General features: G+C 55.1%; 18 protein-coding genes. 7 read left to right on the top strand and 11 right to left on the bottom strand.

From position 1 onward, the window contains the following. Positions 1-45: 45 nt before the first annotated feature. The gene (locus ACKC9G_RS01250; protein ID WP_411403113.1) at positions 46-828 is read right to left on the bottom strand and encodes an AraC family transcriptional regulator; all 783 of its coding nucleotides are present in this window, start codon (positions 826-828) and stop codon (positions 46-48) included. Between the two features lie 110 nt (positions 829-938). Between ACKC9G_RS01250 and ACKC9G_RS01245 the strand changes: the two genes are divergently transcribed. Beyond that, complete coding sequence (locus tag ACKC9G_RS01245; RefSeq protein WP_411403112.1) at positions 939-1751, top strand: sulfite exporter TauE/SafE family protein; 813 nt, start codon at positions 939-941, stop codon at positions 1749-1751. A gap of 3 nt (positions 1752-1754) precedes the next feature. Here the strand turns inward: ACKC9G_RS01245 and ACKC9G_RS01240 are convergent, their stop codons facing one another. The 4 genes from ACKC9G_RS01240 to ACKC9G_RS01225 all read right to left on the bottom strand — a co-directional run bounded on the left by ACKC9G_RS01240 (position 1755) and on the right by ACKC9G_RS01225 (position 5367). Next, entirely contained in the window at positions 1755-3080 is a 1326-nt protein-coding gene (locus ACKC9G_RS01240) for an APC family permease (RefSeq protein WP_411403111.1), read from the bottom strand. A gap of 249 nt (positions 3081-3329) precedes the next feature. After that, positions 3330-3782 carry an RpiB/LacA/LacB family sugar-phosphate isomerase gene (locus ACKC9G_RS01235; RefSeq protein WP_411403110.1) on the bottom strand — a complete coding sequence of 151 codons (453 nt, stop codon included), beginning with the start codon at positions 3780-3782 and terminating at the stop codon, positions 3330-3332. Positions 3783-3815: 33 nt separating this feature from the next. Further along, a complete protein-coding gene (locus ACKC9G_RS01230; RefSeq protein ID WP_411403109.1) occupies positions 3816-4586 on the bottom strand; it encodes a triose-phosphate isomerase in 771 nt (256 codons plus the stop codon). Between the two features lie 19 nt (positions 4587-4605). Then, positions 4606-5367, bottom strand: coding sequence for a DeoR/GlpR family DNA-binding transcription regulator (locus ACKC9G_RS01225; RefSeq protein WP_411403108.1), 762 nt, complete (start codon positions 5365-5367; stop codon positions 4606-4608). A 253-nt stretch (positions 5368-5620) separates the two neighbouring features. On the opposite strand from ACKC9G_RS01225, the gene tkt reads away from it, so the two are divergent. After that, positions 5621-7612, top strand: coding sequence for a transketolase (gene tkt, locus ACKC9G_RS01220; protein ID WP_411403107.1), 1992 nt, complete (start codon positions 5621-5623; stop codon positions 7610-7612). 71 nt (positions 7613-7683) lie between these two features. Then, entirely contained in the window at positions 7684-8337 is a 654-nt protein-coding gene (gene fsa, locus ACKC9G_RS01215) for a fructose-6-phosphate aldolase (protein ID WP_411403106.1), read from the top strand. 28 nt (positions 8338-8365) lie between these two features. On the opposite strand, the gene ACKC9G_RS01210 is transcribed toward fsa, so the two are convergent. Then, on the bottom strand, positions 8366-8614 hold the full coding sequence (locus tag ACKC9G_RS01210; RefSeq protein ID WP_411403105.1) for a hypothetical protein: 249 nt from the start codon (positions 8612-8614) through the stop codon (positions 8366-8368). A gap of 86 nt (positions 8615-8700) precedes the next feature. Further along, positions 8701-11277: a bifunctional aconitate hydratase 2/2-methylisocitrate dehydratase gene (gene acnB / locus ACKC9G_RS01205; protein ID WP_411403104.1), complete on the bottom strand. Its 2577-nt coding sequence runs from the start codon at positions 11275-11277 to the stop codon at positions 8701-8703. 426 nt (positions 11278-11703) lie between these two features. Between acnB and ACKC9G_RS01200 the strand changes: the two genes are divergently transcribed. Together ACKC9G_RS01200 and metH are read left to right on the top strand one after the other, a co-directional pair. Further along, a complete protein-coding gene (locus ACKC9G_RS01200) occupies positions 11704-12327 on the top strand; it encodes a tRNA-(ms[2]io[6]A)-hydroxylase (protein ID WP_411403297.1) in 624 nt (207 codons plus the stop codon). Between the two features lie 128 nt (positions 12328-12455). Beyond that, entirely contained in the window at positions 12456-16163 is a 3708-nt protein-coding gene (gene metH / locus ACKC9G_RS01195; RefSeq protein ID WP_411403103.1) for a methionine synthase, read from the top strand. A gap of 65 nt (positions 16164-16228) precedes the next feature. Here the strand turns inward: metH and ACKC9G_RS01190 are convergent, their stop codons facing one another. After that, a complete protein-coding gene (locus ACKC9G_RS01190) occupies positions 16229-17116 on the bottom strand; it encodes an alpha/beta hydrolase fold domain-containing protein (protein ID WP_411403102.1) in 888 nt (295 codons plus the stop codon). 131 nt (positions 17117-17247) lie between these two features. After that, positions 17248-17865, bottom strand: coding sequence for a LysE family transporter (locus ACKC9G_RS01185; RefSeq protein ID WP_411403101.1), 618 nt, complete (start codon positions 17863-17865; stop codon positions 17248-17250). A 64-nt stretch (positions 17866-17929) separates the two neighbouring features. On the opposite strand from ACKC9G_RS01185, the gene ACKC9G_RS01180 reads away from it, so the two are divergent. Beyond that, positions 17930-18850, top strand: coding sequence for a LysR family transcriptional regulator (locus ACKC9G_RS01180; protein ID WP_411403100.1), 921 nt, complete (start codon positions 17930-17932; stop codon positions 18848-18850). Positions 18851-18889: 39 nt separating this feature from the next. Here ACKC9G_RS01180 and ACKC9G_RS01175 read toward each other — a convergent pair whose 3' ends face one another. Beyond that, positions 18890-19780 carry a DMT family transporter gene (locus tag ACKC9G_RS01175; RefSeq protein WP_411403099.1) on the bottom strand — a complete coding sequence of 297 codons (891 nt, stop codon included), beginning with the start codon at positions 19778-19780 and terminating at the stop codon, positions 18890-18892. Positions 19781-19894: 114 nt separating this feature from the next. Between ACKC9G_RS01175 and gcvA the strand changes: the two genes are divergently transcribed. Next, positions 19895-20866, top strand: a complete 972-nt coding sequence (gene gcvA / locus ACKC9G_RS01170; protein ID WP_411403098.1) for a transcriptional regulator GcvA — start codon at positions 19895-19897, stop codon at positions 20864-20866. A 16-nt stretch (positions 20867-20882) separates the two neighbouring features. Here gcvA and ACKC9G_RS01165 read toward each other — a convergent pair whose 3' ends face one another. Then, a complete protein-coding gene (locus ACKC9G_RS01165; RefSeq protein ID WP_411403097.1) occupies positions 20883-21890 on the bottom strand; it encodes a LacI family DNA-binding transcriptional regulator in 1008 nt (335 codons plus the stop codon). Between the last annotated feature and the right edge of the window lie 114 nt (positions 21891-22004).

Raw genomic sequence — 22004 nt, 5'->3', positions numbered from 1 at the left:
TGGTCATCGTGAGCCAAGCGCCTGAGGGCGCTTTTTTATTGCCCGTCAGGCTCTGATTTGACCTTGTTGGAAATACTGGCTGGGCGAGATCCCCAGTACATTCTTGAACTGGGTGGAGAATGCCGAGGGGCTGTCATAACCAAGGCTTAGGGCCACTGTAGTCACACCTGCACCTTGTCCCAGTTGCACGACTGCTTGCATAAGACAGGCTTGCGTTCGCCAGGTACCAAAGGACTGGCCCGTTTGCTGTCGAAAGAAGCGGGTAAAGTTGCGCTCACTTTTATTGAGTTGCAGCGCCCAGTCTTGCGGGCGGGTCAGAATGCTTGGTGCTTTGCCGAAGTCGGCACAGAGCTGATGCAGCTGCGAATCCTTGGGCATCGGCAGGGTGAGCGGCATGACTGGCGAAGCGGTAATCTCATCAAGAATTAATGCCATTAATCGCCCCTCCCGACTGTCATTCTCATATTCTGCGCCGATGTCGACCGCGCTCAGGAGTAATTGCCGGAGCAGTGGCGATACCCGAATAACCTCGCATCCCGTGGAGTGCCGCGGCTGAAACGCAGGCTCAATGTAAAGGCTGCGTGTGCTTACCCCCATCATGCGGATTTCGTGGGCGATACCGGGCGGAATCCACACGGCGCTGTGAATGGGCACGATCCAGGTGCCTTCATCGGTGAAGACTTCCATGACGCCAGTGCCTGCATAGAGTAACTGCGCACGGCGGTGGCTATGTCGTGGCAGAAGATAGCCATCACGGTAGTCCGTGCCGATAGCCAACACCGGCGTGGGCAAGTGGTCATATTCCTGCAGTTTGACGTTCTGCATCATCGGCGTCCTTTTGGCTGAAAATCGAGAATACTTGGCTCAGCCACGAAAGTCAGCCAGATGCCGGCTCGTTATGCTGTGGCGCGACTTAACACAGGAATGGGAATCGTCTGATGATGTTGTACGGCGTATTGGCTGTGATTGGCCTGGGGGCGGGAATAACGACCGTCTTGTTTGGCTTTGGCGGTGGTTTTTTGATGGTGCCGGTGATGTATCAGGGGCTGATACTCGCCTACGGAGAAGATAGCGCTATCGGGCAGGCGGCCATGCATTGTGCGGTAGCCACGTCCACCAGCCTGATGATTTTCAGCTCCCTGATGGCGACCCGCAAGCATCACAAGGCGGGGACGCTGAAGTGGGCCATAATCCGGCCATTGCTGGGTTTCATTGCCTTGGGAGCGCTGATGGGTGCCGCAGTGGCCACCTGGGTTTCCTCAGCGCCGCTTCGCTGGTTATTTATCAGCTATCTGGGCATCACCATTCTCGATTGCCTGTTTCGTCCCGGCTTTACCGCGCCGTCAAGCGGAGAGGTTCATCCTTTGGGTAAGGTGACGACGGCGATTGGCGGAACCCTGATTGGCGGTGTGGCGGCCTGTCTGGGCGTGGGAGGTAGCGTCATGACTGTACCGATGCTACGCCGTATGGGCGCCTCGATGACTCAGGCCACCGCAATGGCAAGCCCGTTGACCTTCCCGGTTTCCATTGCCGGCACCTTGGGTTTTGTCCTGTTCAGCTGGCAAGAAGGTCAGGCATTGGGCGGCCTGCATCTGGGTTATATCGATGTGCTGGCTCTGTTTGCCATGATGGCAGGCTCCTGGTGTGGCATTCGTTTGGCAAGCCGATGGATTGGCAAACTGCCTGACCGTCTGCACTCGCGTATCTATATCGCGTTACTGATTATCTTCTGGCTCGCCATGTTGCTGTAACGCTTAGTCTTCACCCTCGGAAGGATACTTTCTGCCCAGAAAGTGCCCTCGAACCTGGCTACCGAAGATCAGCTCAAACATCACGGAAATCAGCAGGAACCCGGCGAAGATGGCAACGGCTGAAGGGTCTTGCTGATAGGTATGAGTCAGCAGAATCAGAAGTGCGGCAGCACAGCCCAGGGTGCCAATACCATAAATCAGAACGGGGCCGCCGAGGGTTTTGCGCAGGCGAAAGGCGCTGGCATTCACCAGCGTGAAAATCAGCAGAAAACTGGCGCTGCCAATAATGGCGATCTGCTCAAGTGGCAGGGCATTGGCAATCACCAGGCTGATACCGGCCGTGAGTAATACGCCCATCACCGGCTTATTCCAGATTGGGCGGTTGAACTGGGCAGGAAGCTGACCGTCTTTCGCCAGGGTGTAGCCGAGGCGCGCATTGCCATAAATCGTCGCGTTAATGGCTGAAAGCGTGGCCAGCAATGCCGCAACGGCCACGACCACAAAACCCGTTTGCCCCAGCGCCGGCTGCGCGGCGACTGCCAGAGCGTAATCCTTGGCGCTGGCCAGTTCAGCCTCACTGACGGTGCTGACAGTAATCAGGGCAATGACCACATAAAGCCCAATCACCAGAATCACCGAGAGCAGCAGTGCCAGTGGCAGATTGCGCTTCGGGTTGACGATATCTTCCGCCGCATTGGCAATCAGCTCGAAGCCTTCATAAGCCACAAAGATGATCATCCCGGCGGCGACAATGGAAAAGGCAGAACCCCACTGGCTGACGGCCATTTTACGGGTGTCGACATAGGGCAGGCTGTACCAGATGATAAAAGCCAGCAGCACCACCTTGAACACCACAATGAGGGTCTCGGATTTGCTGACAAAGGTGGCACTGACCAGATTGATCAATGCCGGCAGCAGGATGGCGAGGCTAATCAGAAAGTGTTCACGCAGCGCGCCGCCCGCTGAGTCATAAAAGGTGCCTGCATAGGAGGCGAAGGCTGTAGCGTAAAGGGCGATAGTCACGAGATAGCTTAGCCAGAGCATCACATTGACGCTGCCCGAGGCGAGGTTATTGCCAAAGGCCTGATCAATGAAATAGACCGTGCCGCCGCGGTTCGGGAAGTGAACACTGAGGCGCGCATAAGCCACTGCGGTAATGAGTGCGACAACCCCGGCAATCAGAAATGCCATGGGCGTTGCGCCATGAGCAATGGAAACGGCTTCACCCAATACCGCGAAAATCCCTCCGCCGACCATACCGCCCACACCAATGGCGATAGCGCCAATCAAGCCGATCCTGTCCTTTTGCGCGGTTGTCTGTTGTGTCACCTGAGACTCCTTTCCTTTATGCCCGCGAGTTCAGCCGTCCTTATACCACGATAAGGCGGTCACAAAGGGGGAAGTCAGGCGCAGATTGACGCAGGTCGCTGATGGGGAAAGAGCATTGATGCAGAAATAAAAAAGGCAGAGGGGGAACCTCTGCCAATCAAGTTTGCACTTGAGGAAAGCTAAGACACTCAGCAAGGGATACCCAAGGGCATCCGCAGTATTCCGGGACTTTCGCCCCGGGAATTCGTTTTACGCGTGATACTTGGCATCCACGTCATTGATAGCGTTAACGTTGCCTGCGGAACGGCCGTTCTCATCAAAGGTTTCCTTGAGGAAGGCATCCGCGATGGACTTGGCGACTTCCGCACCGATCACACGGGCACCCATGGTGATGATCTGTGCATTGTTGGACAGGGCAGCGCGCTCAGCCGAATAGGTGTCGTGGGTCAGCGCCGCACGGATGCCCGGAACCTTGTTGGCGGCGATGCAAACGCCGATACCAGTACCACAGACCAGAATGGCACGGTCGTATTCACCGGCGATGACGGCTGAGGCAACGCGATCAGAAAGGGTGGCGTAGAACGCATCCGGGCCTTCGTCGGTGCGGGAAATTTCAGACACCTCAAAACGGTCTTTCAGGTAATCCGCCAGAACTTTGGCCAGACCTTCACCTGCGCTATCGCCTGCAATTGCTAATTTCATGACAGTCTCTCCTGATAAAGGTTATTGGAGGAATCAGACCAGTGCTGCGCACTTGGCCAGAATGTTGAGGTAGCCATCGACGTTCCAGGCGGAGCGGCCAATAAAGAGGCCGTCGATGTGCGGGCATTGAATCAGTTCTTCGCAGTTCTCGGGGTTGACCGAGCCGCCATAAAGGCAAGGGACGCGGCGTCCAAGAACGTCTTCCGCCACGGCAATAATTTCTGCCTGACGGGCATCAGCGTAGTCGGAGGTGGCAGGAATGCCATTTACGCCGATAGCCCAGACGGGCTCGTACGCAAGCAGAATCGTGGCATTTTTCTGCGCATCGCTCAGTTTGGACAGGGCGCCGCGCACCTGTTCGGTCAGTACTTCCTGGGCACGACCGGCTTCGCGTTCTTCCAGTGTTTCACCAATACAGATCAGCGGAATCAGGCCATGACGCACGGCGGCTTCCGTCTTGAGCCCCACGGTTTCATTGGTTTCGCCAAAGTGCTCACGGCGTTCAGAGTGGCCCAGTTCGACAATATCGAGGGCACAGTCTTTCAGCATCAGCGGGGAAACTTCACCCGTCCAGGCGCCTTCGTCTGCCCAGTGCATGTTCTGTGCACCCACTTTTACCGAGGAAGAAGCCAGTGCGGCTTTGACCTGACGCACATTGGTGAATGAGGGAATCACAAAGCGCTGAATCCCGGCGTGACGGCTGCCATCAGCGGCCGCCAGTTGCTCGGCGAAGACCATCGCCTCAGCCAGCGTCTTGTTCATCTTCCAGCTGGTACCAATCCAAAATTGGGGTGCTGCACTCATATTGAATCCTTATCGGGGCTCATTGACAGAGGGTGAGTTCTATCCCGGCTTTCTCAAGGGCGGCGCGGGCATCGTCTGCGGGTGCTTTATCGGTAATGACCGTATCAAATTCGGACAAGTCCGCCAGAACGTGCAGGGCGGTGCGTCCAAATCGGTTGTGATTAATCAAAAGACAGGTGCGGGCGGCAGAAGCCATCATCGCGCGCTTGGCGCGTACCACTTCATCATCCATATGGAAAACGCTGGTGCCACTGACGGCTGGGCTGGAGAGAAACGCGACATCCGCACGCAGCTGACGTAAAGACGCTTCCGTTACCACGCCAAAAAAGCCGTTGTACTTGGCGGAATAGGCACCACCAAGCGCAATCAGGCGAATGCCGGTTTCGGCTTTCAGGCAGTCAATCACCGCCGCATTATTGGTAATCACCGTGAGCGGGCGCTTTTCCTTGAGCTTTTCACCCAGCACGGCGGCCATGGAGCCATCATTGACCATCACGGTCATACCGGGCTCGATCAGCTCCAGAGCACGGGTCGCCATCGCTTCCTTGGCACCGGTATCTTTCTTTTCCCGAAAGCGAAAATCACTTTCGAACTGAGTGCCAGCCTCAATGGTGGCGCCACCGCGAACTTTACGCAGCAGGCCGCTTTGCTCCAGCTCATCCAGATCCCGGTGCACCGTCATCCGGGTCACTTCAAAGCGCTGCGACAGCTCTTCAAGATCCACCGCGCCGTGTTCGACCAGTAAGTCCATGATTGCCTGTTGGCGCTCATCGCGTTTCATAACTCTGAATGCCCTCCGGCGTGGCTTTGTCTGTGATATTGCCGCGAAGTATAACACCTGATTTTGTTCTAAGTAACATTATTGATGTTACATAAAACAAAAAATGTTTTATATTGGCTGTTATCAGGAGGAGGGAGTCACCCTGGTCGGGCTTCTTCCTCTCTGATACCCCGCAACAACTCATGGCGTCCTCGATATTCGCCCTATTGATTGCCACGCCATCACGCACCCATAACAACAAACAGGTGAGTTCATGACTGCTGCCGATGCCGCTTTAAACCGTTCACTGGCGAACTGTATTCGCGCCTTATCCATTGATGCCGTGGAAGCGGCAAACTCCGGCCATCCCGGTGCTCCACTCGGTATGGCTGACGCTGCGACGGTGCTTTATCGCCATCATCTGAAGTTTGATGCCAGCCAGCCGGACTGGTTTGACCGCGATCGCGTGGTGCTTTCCAACGGCCATGCCTCGATGATGTTATATAGCCTGTTATATCTCACAGGTTATGAAGACATGACGCTGGATCAGATCCGTAATTTCCGCCAGTGGGGCTCAATCACTGCAGGGCATCCTGAATATGGCCACGCCAAAGGGGTTGAAATCACCACCGGCCCGTTAGGTCAGGGCATTGCGGGAGCGGTGGGTATGGCAATGGCGGAAAAAGCCCTGGCGGCAGAGTTCGGCGATAGCATCGTTAATCACCACACCTATGTTTTTCTCGGGGATGGCTGTCTGCAGGAAGGCATCGGTCAGGAAGCCATTAGCCTTGCGGGTCACCTGGGCCTCGGCAAACTGGTCGTTCTCTATGATGACAATGAGATCACTATCGACGGTAAAACCTCGGTGTCGTTCTCCGAAGATGTCCCGGCGCGACTGGCCGCCTGTGGCTGGCATGTACAAAAGTGTGATGGTCACGATGCCGCTGCACTGGATGCGGCGATTACCGACGCAAAAGCGGTAACAGATAAGCCCTCTTTGATTGCCATGAAAACCGTGATTGGTTTTGGCTCGCCTAACAAGGCAGGCTCAGCGGCATCTCACGGTTCTGCTCTGGGTGCTGAGGAAGCTAAAGCCACCAAGAAGGCCCTGGGCTGGGAGGCGGATCCTTTTGATATTCCGGTAGAGCTGTTGGGCGCCTGGCGTGACACGGGAAGCCGTGGTGCCACCGAGCGCATTCGCTGGGAGTCGCGTGTTCAGTCACTGCCTGAGAATGTGCAGTCTGAACTCAAGCGTCGTCTGGCGCAGGCGTTGCCATCAAACTATGACGAGGCTTATCTGAACGCGCGAGCTGCGCTGGCTGAGAACCCACAAAACGTCGCGACCCGTAAAGCCAGTCAGATGGCGCTGGAAGTGCTCACTCCCATACTGCCGGAGATGATTGGCGGTTCAGCGGATCTGACCAGCTCGAACCTCACGCGGGTTAAAGCGGTCGACACCCAATACAGCCGCGAAGCAGCGGGGCGTTATGTGGGTTATGGCGTTCGTGAGTTTGGCATGGCCGCCATGATGAACGGCATGTCCGTGCACGGTGGTTTGCTGCCCTACGGCGGCACCTTCCTGGTGTTTTCTGACTACGCCCGTAACGCCATTCGCCTTTCTGCACTCATGGGGATCGGCACCGTTTATGTCATGACTCACGACAGCATCGGTCTGGGTGAGGATGGCCCGACTCACCAGCCGGTGGAGCATCTGGCTTCTCTTCGCGCTATTCCTAACCTGTTGGTTTTCCGTCCTGCGGATGTCGTCGAAACGCTGGAGTGTTGGGATCTGGCGGTGCGCTCTCGTTCAACACCTTCCTTGCTCGCGCTGTCCCGCCAGAATGTGCCACAGCTGCGTCTGGAAAAAGACAGCACCAATCGCTCTGCACAAGGGGCTTATGTGCTGCGTACCTTTGGTGAGAAGCGTGACCTCACTCTGTTAGCCACCGGCACGGAAGTCTCTCTGGCGATAGAGGCTGCAGAAGCGCTGCATGAGCAGGGCGTCGGTGTGGCCGTGGTTTCCATGCCGAGCTGGGAGTTGTTCGAAGCTCAGGAAGCGGACTACAAACAGGCGGTATTGGGTTCCGCTCCTCGCATTGCGATTGAAGCCGCAGGCAAGTTTGGCTGGACGCGCTATGTCGCCTGTGAGGATGACGTGATCGGGATGAATGGCTTTGGCGCGTCGGCACCGGCGGAAACGCTGTATGAGAAATTCGGTATCACCCGCGAAGCCATTGTTCAACGAGCGCAGGAGCTGATGGCCTAAGCCATCCGTTTCTGCTCATCGCTTGCTTATCAAGGTTTACCGCTTACTAACAATAAAAAGGAGAGTTCCACATGAAGTTCTTTGTCGATACCGCCGTCATTGATGATATCCGCGAGCTGAATGATTACGGTCTGCTGGATGGCGTGACGACTAACCCGAGTCTGATTGCCAAATCGGGCCGTAACTTTATTGAAGTGATCAGCGAAATTTGCGCGCTGGTCGATGGGCCTGTCTCGGCAGAGGTCGCCTCTATGGATTATGCGTCCATGATCAAAGAGGGCGACTATCTGGCGACGTTGGCCGATAACGTGGTGATCAAGCTGCCATTAACGTTAGACGGTCTTAAAGCCTGCCGCTATTTCAGTCAAAAGGGCATTAAAACCAACGTAACTCTGTGCTTTTCGGCTAATCAGGCACTGCTCGCTGCCAAAGCCGGGGCGACCTACATTTCGCCGTTTTTGGGGCGTCTGGACGATCTGAATCTGGATGGCATGGAGCTGATTCGTGAAATTCGTGCGATCTACGATAACTACGGTTTTGCCACTGAAATTCTGGCCGCTTCCGTTCGCACGGCTAACCATGTCAAAGAGGCTGCTATTGCCGGAGCAGATGTAGCGACTATCCCACCGGGGGTGATTAAAGGACTGGCAAATCATGTGTTGACGGACAAGGGTCTTGAGCAGTTCGCCAAGGACTGGGCATCGACCGGTCAAACCATTCTTTAAACGGGTCACACGTTGGTAGTAAAGCGGGTTAATTGCCCGCTTTTTTTCTTTCCAGCGTCCACTGAATTGCCAGGATTCCGATAAAGAAGAGCAGGAAGGCGGCGAAGGATAGCCAATTCTGCAGCGCTTCCTGACTCGCTATGTCTGAGCTGTCGATCAGCCTCTGCCCGATACTGTCAGGCAGACCAAAACCTATTCGCAGCAGTAGTGCAGAAAGGCAAAAAGCCGCGAGTGTAGCCAGCGCAAGTTGTAATAAGTGTCGGCGTAATAAAGACACGGTGAGGCCTCTTCCCTGAAGGCTTTCATTAATGCCGGGCACAAAAAAAACGGACCCGAAGGTCCGTTTTTCATTTCGCCTAAGGCTTAGGCAGCAACGGTCGGGATGACAGACGCTGCAGCTTTCTTGTAGGACTCGATTTCATGGAAATTCAGGTAACGGTAAACGTCATCTGCCATGGTGTCGATCTTACGGGCGATTTCCATGTACTCGGCAACGGTAGGCAGCTTGCCTTTGATGGCAGCAACCGCCGCCAGTTCGGCAGAAGCCAGATACACGTTGGCACCATTACCCAGACGGTTCGGGAAGTTACGGGTAGAGGTGGATACCACAGTGGTGTTGTCGCCAACACGCGCCTGGTTACCCATACACAGTGAACATCCTGGCATCTCGGTACGTGCTCCGGCGCGGCCGAAGATACCGTAGTAGCCTTCCTCGGTCAGCTGGAACTGGTCCATCTTGGTAGGAGGTGCGATCCACAGACGAGTGGGCACGGTGCCGCCGTTAGCTTCCAGCAGTTTGCCGGCCGCACGGAAGTGACCGATGTTGGTCATGCAGGAACCGATGAACACTTCATCAATCTTGTCGCCGGCCAGTTCAGACAGCGGCTTGATGTCATCAGGATCGTTCGGGCACGCCAGCAGCGGCTCGGTGATGGTGGCCAGATCGATCTCGATGATTTCCGCGTATTCAGCGTCAGCATCGCCTTCCATCAGTTCAGGGTTAGCCAGCCACTCTTCCATGGACTTGATGCGGCGCTCGATGGTGCGCACATCGCCGTAGCCCTGGGAGATCATCCACTTCAACATGGTGATGTTGGAGTTGATGTATTCGATGATGGGCTCTTTATCCAGCTTGATGGTACAGCCCGCCGCAGAACGCTCGGCAGAGGCATCAGACAGCTCAAATGCCTGCTCGACTTTCAGCTTGGGCAGACCTTCAATTTCCAGGATGCGGCCGGAGAAGCAGTTCTTCTTGCCTTTTTTCTCAACGGTCAGCAGGCCTTTCTGGATGGCTGCGTAAGGAATGGCGTTCACCAGATCACGCAGGGTGATGCCAGGCTGCATTTCGCCTTTGAAGCGAACCAGTACAGACTCAGGCATGTCCAGAGGCATAACACCAGTCGCAGCGGCGAAAGCCACCAGACCGGAACCCGCTGGGAAGGAGATACCAATCGGGAAACGGGTGTGAGAATCACCACCGGTACCGACGGTGTCAGGCAGCAGCATACGGTTCAGCCAGGAGTGGATAACACCATCACCAGGACGCAGGGAAACGCCGCCACGGTTCATGATGAAGTCGGGCAGAGTGTGATGGGTGTCAACGTCAACAGGCTTAGGATAGGCCGCGGTGTGACAGAAAGACTGCATGGTCAGGTCAGCAGAGAAGCCCAGACACGCCAGATCTTTCAGCTCATCACGGGTCATGGGGCCAGTGGTGTCCTGAGAACCAACGGTGGTCATCTTGGGTTCGCAGTAAGTGCCGGGACGGATACCGTCGACACCACAGGCGCGGCCAACCATTTTCTGCGCCAGAGAGAACCCTTTGCCAGAATCAGCAGGCTGATCAGGGGTACGGAACAGGTCAGATACGCCAAGGCCCAGTGCTTCACGGGCTTTGGTGGTCAGGCCACGGCCGATGATCAGGTTGATACGGCCACCGGCACGTACTTCGTCCAGTAGTACCTGAGACTTAAGCTCAAAGGTTGCCAGAACGTCGTCAGAACCGTGACGGGTGACTTTGCCTTCGTAAGGGTAGATGTCGATGACATCACCGGTTTCCATGTTGGAAACATCAACTTCGATAGGCAGGGCGCCAGCATCTTCCATGGTGTTAAAGAAGATAGGAGCAATTTTGCTGCCCAGGCAGAAACCGCCGTCGCGCTTGTTAGGGATGAAAGGAATGTCATCCCCCATGTACCACAGTACGGAGTTGGTTGCGGATTTACGGGAAGAGCCGGTACCGACAACGTCACCCACGTAAGCGACAGGGAAGCCTTTTTCTTTCAGTGCTTCGATGGTTTCCAGCGGCTTTTCAACACCTTCGCGAGGCATCTTCAGCATTGCCAGAGCGTGCAGTGGGATGTCAGGACGTGACCAGGCATCAGGAGCGGGTGACAGGTCGTCAGTGTTGGTTTCGCCAGGTACTTTGAATACGGTCAGGCTGATTTTCTCAGCAACCTTTTTGCGCTTGGTGAACCACTCGCCTTCAGCCCAGGACTGCATGATCTGCTTGGCGAATTCATTGCCTGCATCGGCTTTTTCCTTCACGTCATGGAAGGCATCAAACATCAGCAGGGTGTGGGACAGTGCCTTGGCGGCAACAGGAGCCAGCTCGCTGTCGTCCAGAGCAATGATCATGGGCTCGATATTGTAACCGCCCAGCATGGTGCCCAGCAGTTCAACAGCTTTAACCTTGGAGATCAGGGGAGAGGTGGCTTCGCCTTTGGCGATAGCTGCCAGGAAACCGGCTTTAACATAGGCCGCCTGGTCAACACCGGCAGGAACGCGGTTGGTCAGCAGTTCCAGCAGGAATTCTTCTTCACCAGCAGGTGGGTTTTTCAGGAGATCCACCAGAGCGACGGTTTGCTCTGGGTCCAGGGGCTTGGGAGGAATCCCCTGCGCAGCACGTTCTGCTACGTGTTCACGGTAAGCATCAAGCACGGTATAGCCCTCATCATTATATATGTAGCCGAGTCGGGATGACGTCAGCGAAACAGACACACTGTCCGATTCGACCCTGCTCGGTATGGAGTGCAATGAATCCATACCGTGAAGAGTCAGCCTCTGCGGGACACCTCCAAAAACCTACCATGCCGTGCTTCAGGACCCGATTTTCAGGATCATGCTGGTTTTTGGAGATGCCCCCAGCGGGTCTTGATATTGGGTGCGCGAAGTTTAACTCAATCCCGTGATTAAGTTAAGTATCGCCCGGATTTCAACAAGTTAGACTTTTGGATAGGCGACAACCTGCGGCGCAGTCGAACAACAGTAAAGCGTAGTCCAAGAACCGCGAAATTGCAGATCGTAGCTGCTATAATCCCGCGCTGTTATTGCAAGACGCTGGTATGGGAAATTAACGTGGCCTCACTGAACGACGCGCTGGATTCAATTCGTTCCTTTCTTAACTGTGAAACCCCGGATGCCTGGGTGCAGGCGGCGCTTAAGCATCAGGATGTGATGCTGGTGGATCACGCCCACTGCGAGCAAAAAGCCGCTGCAACGGCGATGGCGCTGATTTATCGCTACCCCGATCGCGCTGAGCTGCTGACCAAAATGGCGCGTCTTGCCCGTGAGGAGCTGATTCACTTTGAACAGGTACTCACCATTCTGGCCAAGCGTAATATCGAGTTTCGTCATATTGGTGCTGCGCGTTATGCCTCAGGCCTTCGTCGCCATGTGCGCACCTCTGAGCCTTATCGGCTGGTCGATGTGATGATTATTGGTGCCTTCGTTGAGGCGCGCTCCTGCGAGCGCTTCGCCAAGATTGCCCCGCACCTCGATGAAGAGCTGGGTGCCTTCTATACCAGCCTGCTGAAAAGTGAAGCGCGCCATTACCAGCATTACCTCAAGCTGGCGCGGGAATACGCCACCGGCCCGATTGAAGATCGCATCGCTTTTTTTGCTGAGAAAGAAGCCGAACTGGTGCTGTCGGAAGATGAGCAGTTCCGTTTCCACAGCGGTGTGCCTGCCGCCCAGTATCAAGCGGCCTGAGGCGTACTCATCGAGCAACCGTGATAACTGAGGCCGCCAAGACGGCCCTTGAGATTCGTCTCGATTAACCAGATAACATCAAGCCCGGTGTGCGTGCCGCGCTGTAGTGATGAAGAGTGAAGACTGACGTGACCCAACAACGACCTGATATCCGTGCCGAATTAGCCAAACGTATCCTGATTCTGGATGGCGGCATGGGCACCATGATCCAGAACCAGAAGCTGGAAGAAGCCGACTTTCGTGGTGAGCGCTTCGCTGACTGGCCGCTGGATATCAAGGGCAACAACGACTTGCTGGTGATCACGCAGCCTGAGGTGATCAGCAATATCCACCGTGCTTATCTTGATGCCGGTGCCGATATTCTGGAAACCAACACCTTCAACGCTACCCGCATCGCCATGGCGGATTATGAGATGGAAGCCCTGTCTCATGAGATCAACCTCGAAGCAGCGAAGATCTGTCGTGCGCTGGCCGATGAGTACAACCACTCCAATCCTGAAAAGCCGCGTTTTGTCGCCGGGGTACTTGGCCCGACCAACCGCACCGCGTCGATTTCTCCGGATGTTAACGACCCGGGCTTTCGTAACGTCAGCTTTGATCAGCTGGTAGAAGCCTACACCGAATCCATTGACGGTCTGGTGAAGGGCGGGGCGGATCTGATTCTGATCGAAACCATCTTCGATACCCTGAACGCCAAGGCGGCGATTTTCGCCTGCCGTGCCTATTTTGATGATCATGGCCTGTCTTTGCCGATCATGATCTCCGGCACCATTACCGACGCTTCAGGCCGAACCCTGTCCGGCCAAACGACAGAAGCGTTCTATAACTCGGTCAACCACGCTGAGCCTGTCTCGATTGGCCTTAACTGTGCTCTGGGGCCGAAGGATCTGCGTCAGTACGTAGAAGAATTAAGCCGTGTTTCCACCACTTATGTGTCAGCTCACCCGAATGCGGGTCTGCCGAATGAGTTTGGTGAGTACGATGAAACCCCTGAGGAAATGCTGGCCGAAGTCGGCCAGTGGATTGATGAAGGCTTCATCAACATTCTCGGCGGTTGCTGCGGTACCACGCCTGAGCACATCAAAGCCTTTGCTGATTATGTGAAAGGCAAAGCGCCCCGTGAAATTCCGCAGGTGCCGGTGGCCTGTCGTCTGGCCGGCCTTGAGCCTGTTACCATCGCGGAAGACAGCCTCTTCGTGAACGTGGGTGAGCGTACCAACGTCACCGGTTCGGCCATGTTCAAGCGTCTTATTAAAGAAGGCCTGTATGACGAGGCGTTAGTCGTCGCGCGTCAACAGGTGGAAAACGGCGCGCAGGTAATCGATATCAACATGGACGAGGGCATGCTTGATGCGCTCGAAGCCATGACCCGTTTCCTGAACCTGATCGCCGGTGAGCCGGATATCGCCAAAGTACCGATCATGATCGACTCCTCCAAGTGGGAAGTCATCGAAGCGGGCCTTAAGTGCATTCAGGGTAAAGGCATCGTGAACTCCATTTCCCTGAAAGAAGGGGAAGAGAAGTTCATTCAGCAGGCAACGCTGGTGCGCCGTTACGGTGCGGCGGTGATCGTGATGGCCTTCGATGAAGTCGGGCAGGCCGATACCGAAGCGCGCAAAATCGAGATCTGTACCCGTTCTTATAAGATCCTGACCGAGCAATTGGGCTTCCCGCCGGAAGATATTATTTTCGACCCCAATATCTTCGCCATCGCGACCGGTATTGAAGAGCACAACAACTACGCCGTCGACTTTATTCAGGCGTGTCGCGTAATCAAGAAAACGCTGCCTTACGCCAAGATTTCCGGCGGTGTGTCCAACGTTTCTTTCTCCTTCCGTGGCAATAACCCGGTGCGTGAAGCGATTCACTCGGTGTTCCTGTACTACGCGATCCGCGAAGGCATGACCATGGGTATCGTCAACGCCGGTCAGCTGGCAATTTACGAAGATATTCCGGCAGAACTGCGTGATGCGGTCGAGGATGCGGTACTCAACCGCCACGACGATGCCACCGAAAAGCTGCTGGAGATTGCGCCAAAGTACAACTCCACCGGTCAGGCGGCGGAAAACAAAGCCGATACCAAATGGCGCGAACTGCCCGTCAATGAACGTCTGAGCCATGCGCTGGTCAAGGGTATTGCTGACTTCGTCGATGATGACGTCGAAGAAGCCCGTCATCAGTTCAGCCGTCCGCTGGAGCTGATCGAAGGCCCGCTGATGGACGGGATGAGCATCGTCGGCGACCTCTTTGGCGCGGGTAAAATGTTCCTGCCGCAGGTGGTGAAATCGGCGCGTGTGATGAAAAAAGCTGTGGCTTATCTCATGCCCTTTATCGAGGAAGAGAAGCGCCAGAATCAGGACCTTGCGGGTACCTCAAGTTCCGCCGGTAAAGTGCTGATGGCCACCGTTAAAGGTGACGTGCACGACATCGGTAAAAATATCGTCGGCGTGGTGCTGCAATGTAATAACTATGAAATCGTCGACCTCGGTGTCATGGTGCCTGCCGAGAAGATTCTGCGTACCGCCCGTGAAGAGAAGTGCGATGTTATCGGCCTGTCCGGCCTGATTACCCCGTCGCTGGATGAAATGGTGCACGTCGCCAAGGAAATGCAGCGTCAGGATTTCCATATCCCGCTGATGATCGGTGGCGCCACCACCTCGAAGATTCACACGGCGGTTAAGATCGAGCCGAACTACCACAATAATCAGGTGGTGTACGTGCCGAACGCGTCGCGCTCCGTCAGCGTTGTCAGCCAGCTGCTGAGCAAGGTGCACCACGACCGCTTTGTAGCTGAAGTCAAAGCCGAATACGAAGAGCTGCGTGAGCGCCATCGCAACAAGCGCGGCGATGCCCAGCGTGTGACGCTGGAGCGTGCACGTTCCAACCCTGAGCCTCTGCAATGGAAAGGCTACGAGCCACCCGTGCCGAAGCAGCAGGGGCTGATTGTGCTTGATGATGTGTCGCTGGAAACCCTGCGTAAGTACATCGACTGGACGCCGTTCTTCGCTTCCTGGGAACTGGCAGGGCGCTACCCGCGCATTCTGACCGATGAAGTAGTCGGTGAAGAGGCGACCAAGCTCTTTAACGATGCGCAGGCCATGCTGGATCAGATCATTGCCGAGAAGTGGCTGCGCCCGCGTGCGGTGCTGGAGTTATTCCCGGCCAACAGCCGTGGCGATGACATCGTCATCTGGACGGATGAAACCCGCAGCGAAGAGCGCATGGTGCTGCATCATCTGCGTCAGCAAACCCAGAAGATCGAAGGCAAATACAACCACTGCCTGAGTGATTACGTCGCGCCGGAAGGCATTGCCGATTACTTCGGCGCTTTTGCGGTGTGCGCCGGTGAAGGCATTGATCACTGGGTGGAGAAGTTTGAAGCCGATCACGATGACTACAAATCCATCATGATCAAGGCGCTGGCGGACCGCTTTGCCGAAGCCTTCGCAGAATACCTGCATGAGTGCGTGCGTAAGGATTACTGGGGCTACGCGCCCGATGAAAATCTCAGCAACGAAGAGCTGATCAAAGAGAAATATCAGGGAATTCGACCTGCGCCGGGTTATCCGGCCTGTCCTGATCACCTTGAGAAGAAGCTCATGTGGGAGCTGATTTTACCCGAGGAGAAAGCCGGTATTACCCTGACGGAATCCATGGCGATGTTCCCGACGGCAGCGGTGTCTGGCTGGTACTTCAGCCATCCGGAATCCAAATATTTCGGCGTGGGTAAAATCAGTGAGGATCAGGTGGAAGACTACGCTCACCGCGCAGGCATGGAAAAACATGTCGCCGAGCGCTGGCTTTCGCCAAACCTGGGTTACGAGCCTGAGGACTAATCCTCAGAGTGATAAAAAAACCGGCCTCGGCCGGTTTTTTGTGTCTGGAGAATGAGGGGGTCGTTTCAGAGAGCCAGGTGCTGCTCAATAAACGCATCAACAGCAGAGGTGTAATCCGAAGGCTGACCCAGTTCATCATTAATCTGTCGGTGGGATAAATCCTCAGGCAGTACCGCTGAACTCCCGCCCTGTGCTTGCCAGGCCATCGATGCTTCAGACGCCTGCTCACATGCAGTGCGGCGTCGGCTGGAGCATACAAACAGCGAGGGGACGGGCTGTTTGATGTGATGCACGGGCGAGACTTTTTCCCAGAACGCCTCCTCCTTGCCAAAGGCTTTGTCATAAAGCGGGAAGTGACGCGCACGCATGATTTTTGGCACATCCAGCGCCGCTGAGTCGAGCAGGATGCTCGCTCGCCAGGGCTGCAAGCCGGGATAGGCTCGTGGGTTGGCACTAATCAGAGCCAGTAAATGCGCACCGGCGGAATGGCCAATCACAATGATGTTCTTTACCGCCATTTGCGTATTGGCATTGGGAATCTGGATTTTTGAGATTGCCATTGCGACCGCCTGCGCCTGAACGTCGGGATTCGCATCAGGCAGTAGCGGGTAATTGATGCTCATAAAGGCGTAGCCCTGATCAATAAAGTGCTGCCCCTTATTCGCAATCACCGCTTTAGCGGATTTATCACCGGTACGCCATGCGCCACCGTGCACTATCACAATGATGGCTTTGGGTGGATGAGCGGGCAGGTAGATATCCAGCTTTTCTTTAGCCGTAAACCCGTAGGAGAGATCAAAGGAGCGCTGCGCACCCAACGAATCTTTTCCTTTCCAGCCTTCTGAGGATTCCAGCATGGCGCTGGTGTCGGCGGTTAAACGCTCGGGCGCAGCGACAACCTGAGCGGAGCCGGCAAGCGTGAGTAACAGCAATACGGAGCGGACTAAGCGCATGGTGAATACCTGAAAGTGGCATTCATCGACAATAGTCTTACTCGCGAAAGAAAAAAATGAGGTAAATGCTTAATTTTATAGGCGGACTACAGTCTGCAGCCCGCCTGAGCCAACTCGTTACTTCCTGGGTTTTACCGATGGCTGGTCGCCAGTGCCAGCAATAGCCCAAAACAAACCAGCAAGCCACCGAAGGCACGATCAATCCAGTGACGGATCGCCAGTAATTTCTCACGCACGGCGCCTGCTGAAAAACACAATGCGACCAGACTAAACCAGAGCATATGGGCAACGGAGATAAAGAGGCCGTAGCTGATTTGCACCACAAGCGACGTATCGGGGTTCACTACCTGCATAAAAAGGCTAACGACAAACACGGTGGTTTTGGGATTTAACGCGTTAGTAAGAAAGCCAGTTCTCAATGCGGCAAAGTCTGACATGGGCCTGGCATCACTGGCGACTGAACTTGTCGACGGTTGAGTTCGCAGCATTTTGACGCCGAGATAGATCAGATAAACAGCGCCCGCCATTTTGATCAGATTAAACAGCCAGAGTGATTGCTGAATCAGAAGCCCTACACCGATCAGGGTGTAGCTCACATGAATAAGCACGCCCAGGCCAATGCCGAGCGCAGTCAGCACACCCGCTCGGCGCGATAGCATCAGGCTATTGCGACTGACCATGGCAAAGTCCGGCCCCGGACTAATAACCGCGAGTATCGTTATTGTGATTACAGCAAACAGTTCAGTCACAGGAGCTCCTGTCGTAAAGTAGGTTTTATTAGATATTAGCGAGCACTCTGGGCGATGAATAACGATGGTTTCTGACAATAGTTGTGAATTTGAATCACAGAAAGAAGAACGATTGCCTTCTTTGCTCGCCTTGCGTTGCTTCGAAGCTGCAGCGCGGCATGAGAACTTCAGCCGGGCTGGCGAGGAGCTGCATCTCACCCATGGCGCAATCAGCCGTGCCGTTCGTTTGTTGGAAGATGAGCTGGACACCCGACTGTTTGAACGACGCAACCGGGGGGTGTTCCTGACCGAAGCGGGGCAGAGGCTTGCGCAGGCGGTTGAAAGTGGGCTTGGGCTGATGCGAAGTGCTGTCAGTGAGTTACGTGCAGCTGGACGGCAGAAAAAACGCTGGGTGCTGTCCTGCGAACCCACACTATTAATGCGCTGGCTCATTCCGCGCTGGCAGGATTTTCAGTCTCGTTATCCTGATGTTGATGTGCATCTGGTGGCCGGTGGCGGGCCGTTCTCCTTTACTAACGGCATTGACCTTGCCATCCGCCGTAATGATTTTCCGCTGCCGGCGGGTTTCCACACTCACGTGCTTTTCAATGAAAGGATTGGTCCTGTTTGCCGTCCCGATAAGGAGGAAGACTGGTTTACTCCGGCGAGTGAAAAGACGGTGCTCAAGAAGGATGCACCCCGACTTCATACCCGAACCCGTTTGCAAGCCTGGGAAGAGTGGGCGGCAGTGAGTCAGCAGCCAGAGCCGGAGGCAACCGAACAAACCTTCGAACATTTTTACTTCAGTTTGCAAGGGGCTATGGCCGGACTGGGTGTGGCGATTGGGCCGTGGCATCTGGTGTGTGATGACGTTGCCAATGGGCTATTAAGTGCACCACGTGGGTTTATCGAGGATGGATCAACGTATTGTCTGATCTCACCGAAGCCCATCGAACCCTTAAGCTTTGAGGCTGAACTATTGCGTTGGCTGCAGAATCAGGCCTGAGAACTGAAATAAAAAAAGCGCCCCGTGGGGCGCCTTGAACTAGCTCTGTTGCAGGGGTAGTTGCGAAGAGCGTTCTCTAAACAGTCGATGAACTGCCAACCCTGTGCTTGCCAGCAGAATAAGTGCTGCACCAATCATTGAGCCGCCACCCACAAACTCACCAAGGAAGGTCACACCCAGGAACATGGTGATGACCGGCTCAATAGTCGACAGCACTGAGGCGATCGTTGGGCCTACCAGATTTAGGCCAGCCACGAAGGTCAGGATGCCGATCAGCGTACCCATCACTGCCATCATCGTTACCGCGCCCCACCCACGTGGAGTGGAGGGCAGGTGTACGCCATTCCACAAGGACAAGCCAAGGAAAATGATACCGGCAGAAATTACGACCACAGTGGATGAGCTGATCGGGTGGCTACCGGCACCAATACGGCTGCCAAGCAAAATGTAGAAGGTGTAAACCAGTGCGGAATTCAGTCCGAGAAGCACGCCCACAATGGTGCTTTGCAGGCCAGTGCCCAGTAGAAAGAAAAGTCCGATACTGACACCACACAGCGCCAGCCATTCCGGTTTGCCAAAACGCTCAAGACCTAAAATAGCTGATGCAACCGTCACCATGACCGGCGAGGTATAGAGCAGCAGAGAAACGGTCCCGGAAGTGGCAAAGTTCAGCGCCTTGAAATAGGACCAGGCGGTGATGGCATAAAGCACACCCATGATGATGTAGCCACGCATCGCCCGTGCTTTGGGCCACGGGTAGCGCCGCGCAATAATCACCGCCACCAGGACCACCGCGGCAATGCCAAAGCGCATGGCAAGGAGAGTTGAGGTGTCAACGCCGGCAGCATATGCCTCATGGGCAAAGAGTGCCAGACCGCCAAAACCAACTGCAGAGCACAGGATCAGCAAAGAACCTAATACGCTTTTCATCGGGGTACGCTCGCCAGAGAAGGTGAGAAAACAGGGTGGTTAATGCGAGCGATTGTGAGATAGTTGCTGTTCTGCAACAACTCAATTATTTCTGGCATAAGGCATAAAAAAATTATGTCTCAATTTCCGGCTTTACCGCCGCTGAGTTCATTACGGGCCTTTGAAGCAGCCGCCCGACAGGAAAGTTTTCAGCGTGCTGCTGATGAACTCTTTCTTACCGCAGGTGCTGTTGCCCATCAGGTGCGTCAGCTTGAGGCGCGTACCGGGCTGAATCTCTTTCATCGTCACCCGCGTGGTATCAGCCTGACGCCTGTAGGTCACCGGTATTACGAAACCATTCGCTCGGTACTGGATATGCTCTCCTCAACCACGCAGCTGCTGCAGGCGGAAACCGAGCGCGAAAATGTCATTACCATAAGCTCCATCGCCTCTTTCATCACCCGGTGGATGATGCCTCGGCTGGTGGATTTCACACGGCGATACCCAGCCTATGAAGTACGACTACAGGGCATTACCACGCCTGCGGATCTTCGCCGTGAGCCTGTCGATGTCAGTATTCGTCTGGGCAACAGCCCTTATCCGGATCTGGAGGTGGATACCCTGTTTTCCGAGGACTTTATGGCAGTGGCGAGTCCTGCCTATGCGGCGGAGCACAAGTTCGATACGGCGCAGGATCTGTTAGGTGTCACACTCCTGCATGACAGTTATGAGGCGCTGCTGCCGGATCAGGTGACGTGGAAAATGTGGCTGACCAAAGCCGGCGTGAAAACGCCTGCAAAGATGCCGGGGTTCTGGTTTTCTCACACCTATCTGACACTGGAAGCGGCGATGGCCGGGCAGGGCGTCGCCATCGCCAGTGCGGCAATGCTGGGTAACGCGCTGGAGATAGGTTCTCTGGTGCAAGTGGTGCCGCAAACACTGGTGCGCGGCCCTTACAGTTATCGGCTGTTACGGCTACCTGAGGCGGAGAGCCGCCCGGCGGTTCAGGCATTTTGTGCCTGGATTATGGAGATGGTGAATGCACCGCCTTTGCAGGCAGGCGAAGTGCCGATGATCTCGACACAAGAGGTGTCGCTGGAGGGGTAAAGCCCGAACCTTAGGTTCAGGCTGTATGTTGGCGACGGGTCAGCTTGCGACTGATCATCACCTGTCTGGGCGTTGTTGTGCCATCAATGGCTTCTTTTGCCAGCGTCCAGGCCGCTTCTGCGATTTGCTCATATTGTTGCGGCAAGGAGTTTACTGCGAGGGGAAGGAAATCGAGCAATCGGCTATTACCAAAAGTGGCAAGCTGAATACCGCCTTCAGCAGACAGCGGTTTACCTTCCGGCCAGCTCATCAGCGTTTCGATGACACCCTCAAGCAGGCTATAAGACGTAGTCACAATGGCATCGGGCAATGACCCACGCTTGGCGACATAGTCTTTCAGTAAGCTGATGCCGGTACTGGCATTGAAGTGATCGCCGTGCAAAGCCGTGCAGTCTTCAATGTGCATGGACGCCATGGCATCAACAAAACCCTGGTGTCGGCGCTGGCTCACCAGCAGGGATGAGAGTGCTCCAATAAGCAGGACGCTGGAATCGTTCTTTACACTCAATGACCGGCCAAGTTCATAACCGCCCTGATAATCATCAGAGACAACCTGACTGTAGTGCTCAGCAAGCGGGCGGTCGATCGCAATGACCGGAATGCCCCGATCACGAATCTGCTGGTATACAGGATCATCGCCATCAAGGCAGGAGGAAACCAGCAGGGCATCCACCCCCCGGGCGGCGAGTAATTTTGCCGCTTCACGCTCAGTATCCGGATAATCGTCCGAGCTGCTGATAATCAGCTGATAGCCTGCATTACGCACGACAGCCTCAAGGCGCTTGGCGATACGCATGTAGCTGCGGTTTTCAAAGTCCGGAACCACAAAGCCAATAGAGTGGCTGATACCGCGGCGCAGGCTGGCCGCCGAGAAGTTGGGCTGATACTGGTATTTTGCGGCGATCTTGCGAACGCGCTCCTGAGTTTCCAGACTGATCCGGTACTTTTCAGCCTTGCCGTTAAGCACACTGCTGACCGTTGATTTGGAAACGCCCGCGAGTCGCGCAATTTCTTCCAGTTTCAAGGACAACTCCTCTTGAAATGAGTGATCTGGCTCATGCTACCAGGGCGCCTATTTTGCCGTGATAACGCACTAAAAGTAATCCTTTACGTGTGAGCCTGGTCAAGGTGAGTGCAA

Origin of the sequence: Pokkaliibacter sp. CJK22405 (genome assembly GCF_046614695.1) — a bacterium.
Lineage (GTDB): Bacteria > Pseudomonadota > Gammaproteobacteria > Pseudomonadales > Balneatricaceae > Pokkaliibacter.
Note: the sequence above shows the minus strand (reverse complement) of the source record. Positions and strands in the feature narration are given on the sequence as shown.

Coding starts and splice junctions, on each gene's coding strand:
- ACKC9G_RS01250 (WP_411403113.1), bottom strand. CDS start 828: ATGATGCAGAACGTCAAACTGCAGGAATATGACCACTTGCCCACGCCG.
- ACKC9G_RS01245 (WP_411403112.1), top strand. CDS start 939: ATGATGTTGTACGGCGTATTGGCTGTGATTGGCCTGGGGGCGGGAATA.
- ACKC9G_RS01235 (WP_411403110.1), bottom strand. CDS start 3,782: ATGAAATTAGCAATTGCAGGCGATAGCGCAGGTGAAGGTCTGGCCAAA.
- ACKC9G_RS01230 (WP_411403109.1), bottom strand. CDS start 4,586: ATGAGTGCAGCACCCCAATTTTGGATTGGTACCAGCTGGAAGATGAAC.
- ACKC9G_RS01225 (WP_411403108.1), bottom strand. CDS start 5,367: ATGAAACGCGATGAGCGCCAACAGGCAATCATGGACTTACTGGTCGAA.
- tkt (WP_411403107.1), top strand. CDS start 5,621: ATGACTGCTGCCGATGCCGCTTTAAACCGTTCACTGGCGAACTGTATT.
- fsa (WP_411403106.1), top strand. CDS start 7,684: ATGAAGTTCTTTGTCGATACCGCCGTCATTGATGATATCCGCGAGCTG.
- ACKC9G_RS01190 (WP_411403102.1), bottom strand. CDS start 17,116: ATGCGCTTAGTCCGCTCCGTATTGCTGTTACTCACGCTTGCCGGCTCC.
- ACKC9G_RS01180 (WP_411403100.1), top strand. CDS start 17,930: ATGGTTTCTGACAATAGTTGTGAATTTGAATCACAGAAAGAAGAACGA.
- ACKC9G_RS01175 (WP_411403099.1), bottom strand. CDS start 19,780: ATGAAAAGCGTATTAGGTTCTTTGCTGATCCTGTGCTCTGCAGTTGGT.
- gcvA (WP_411403098.1), top strand. CDS start 19,895: ATGTCTCAATTTCCGGCTTTACCGCCGCTGAGTTCATTACGGGCCTTT.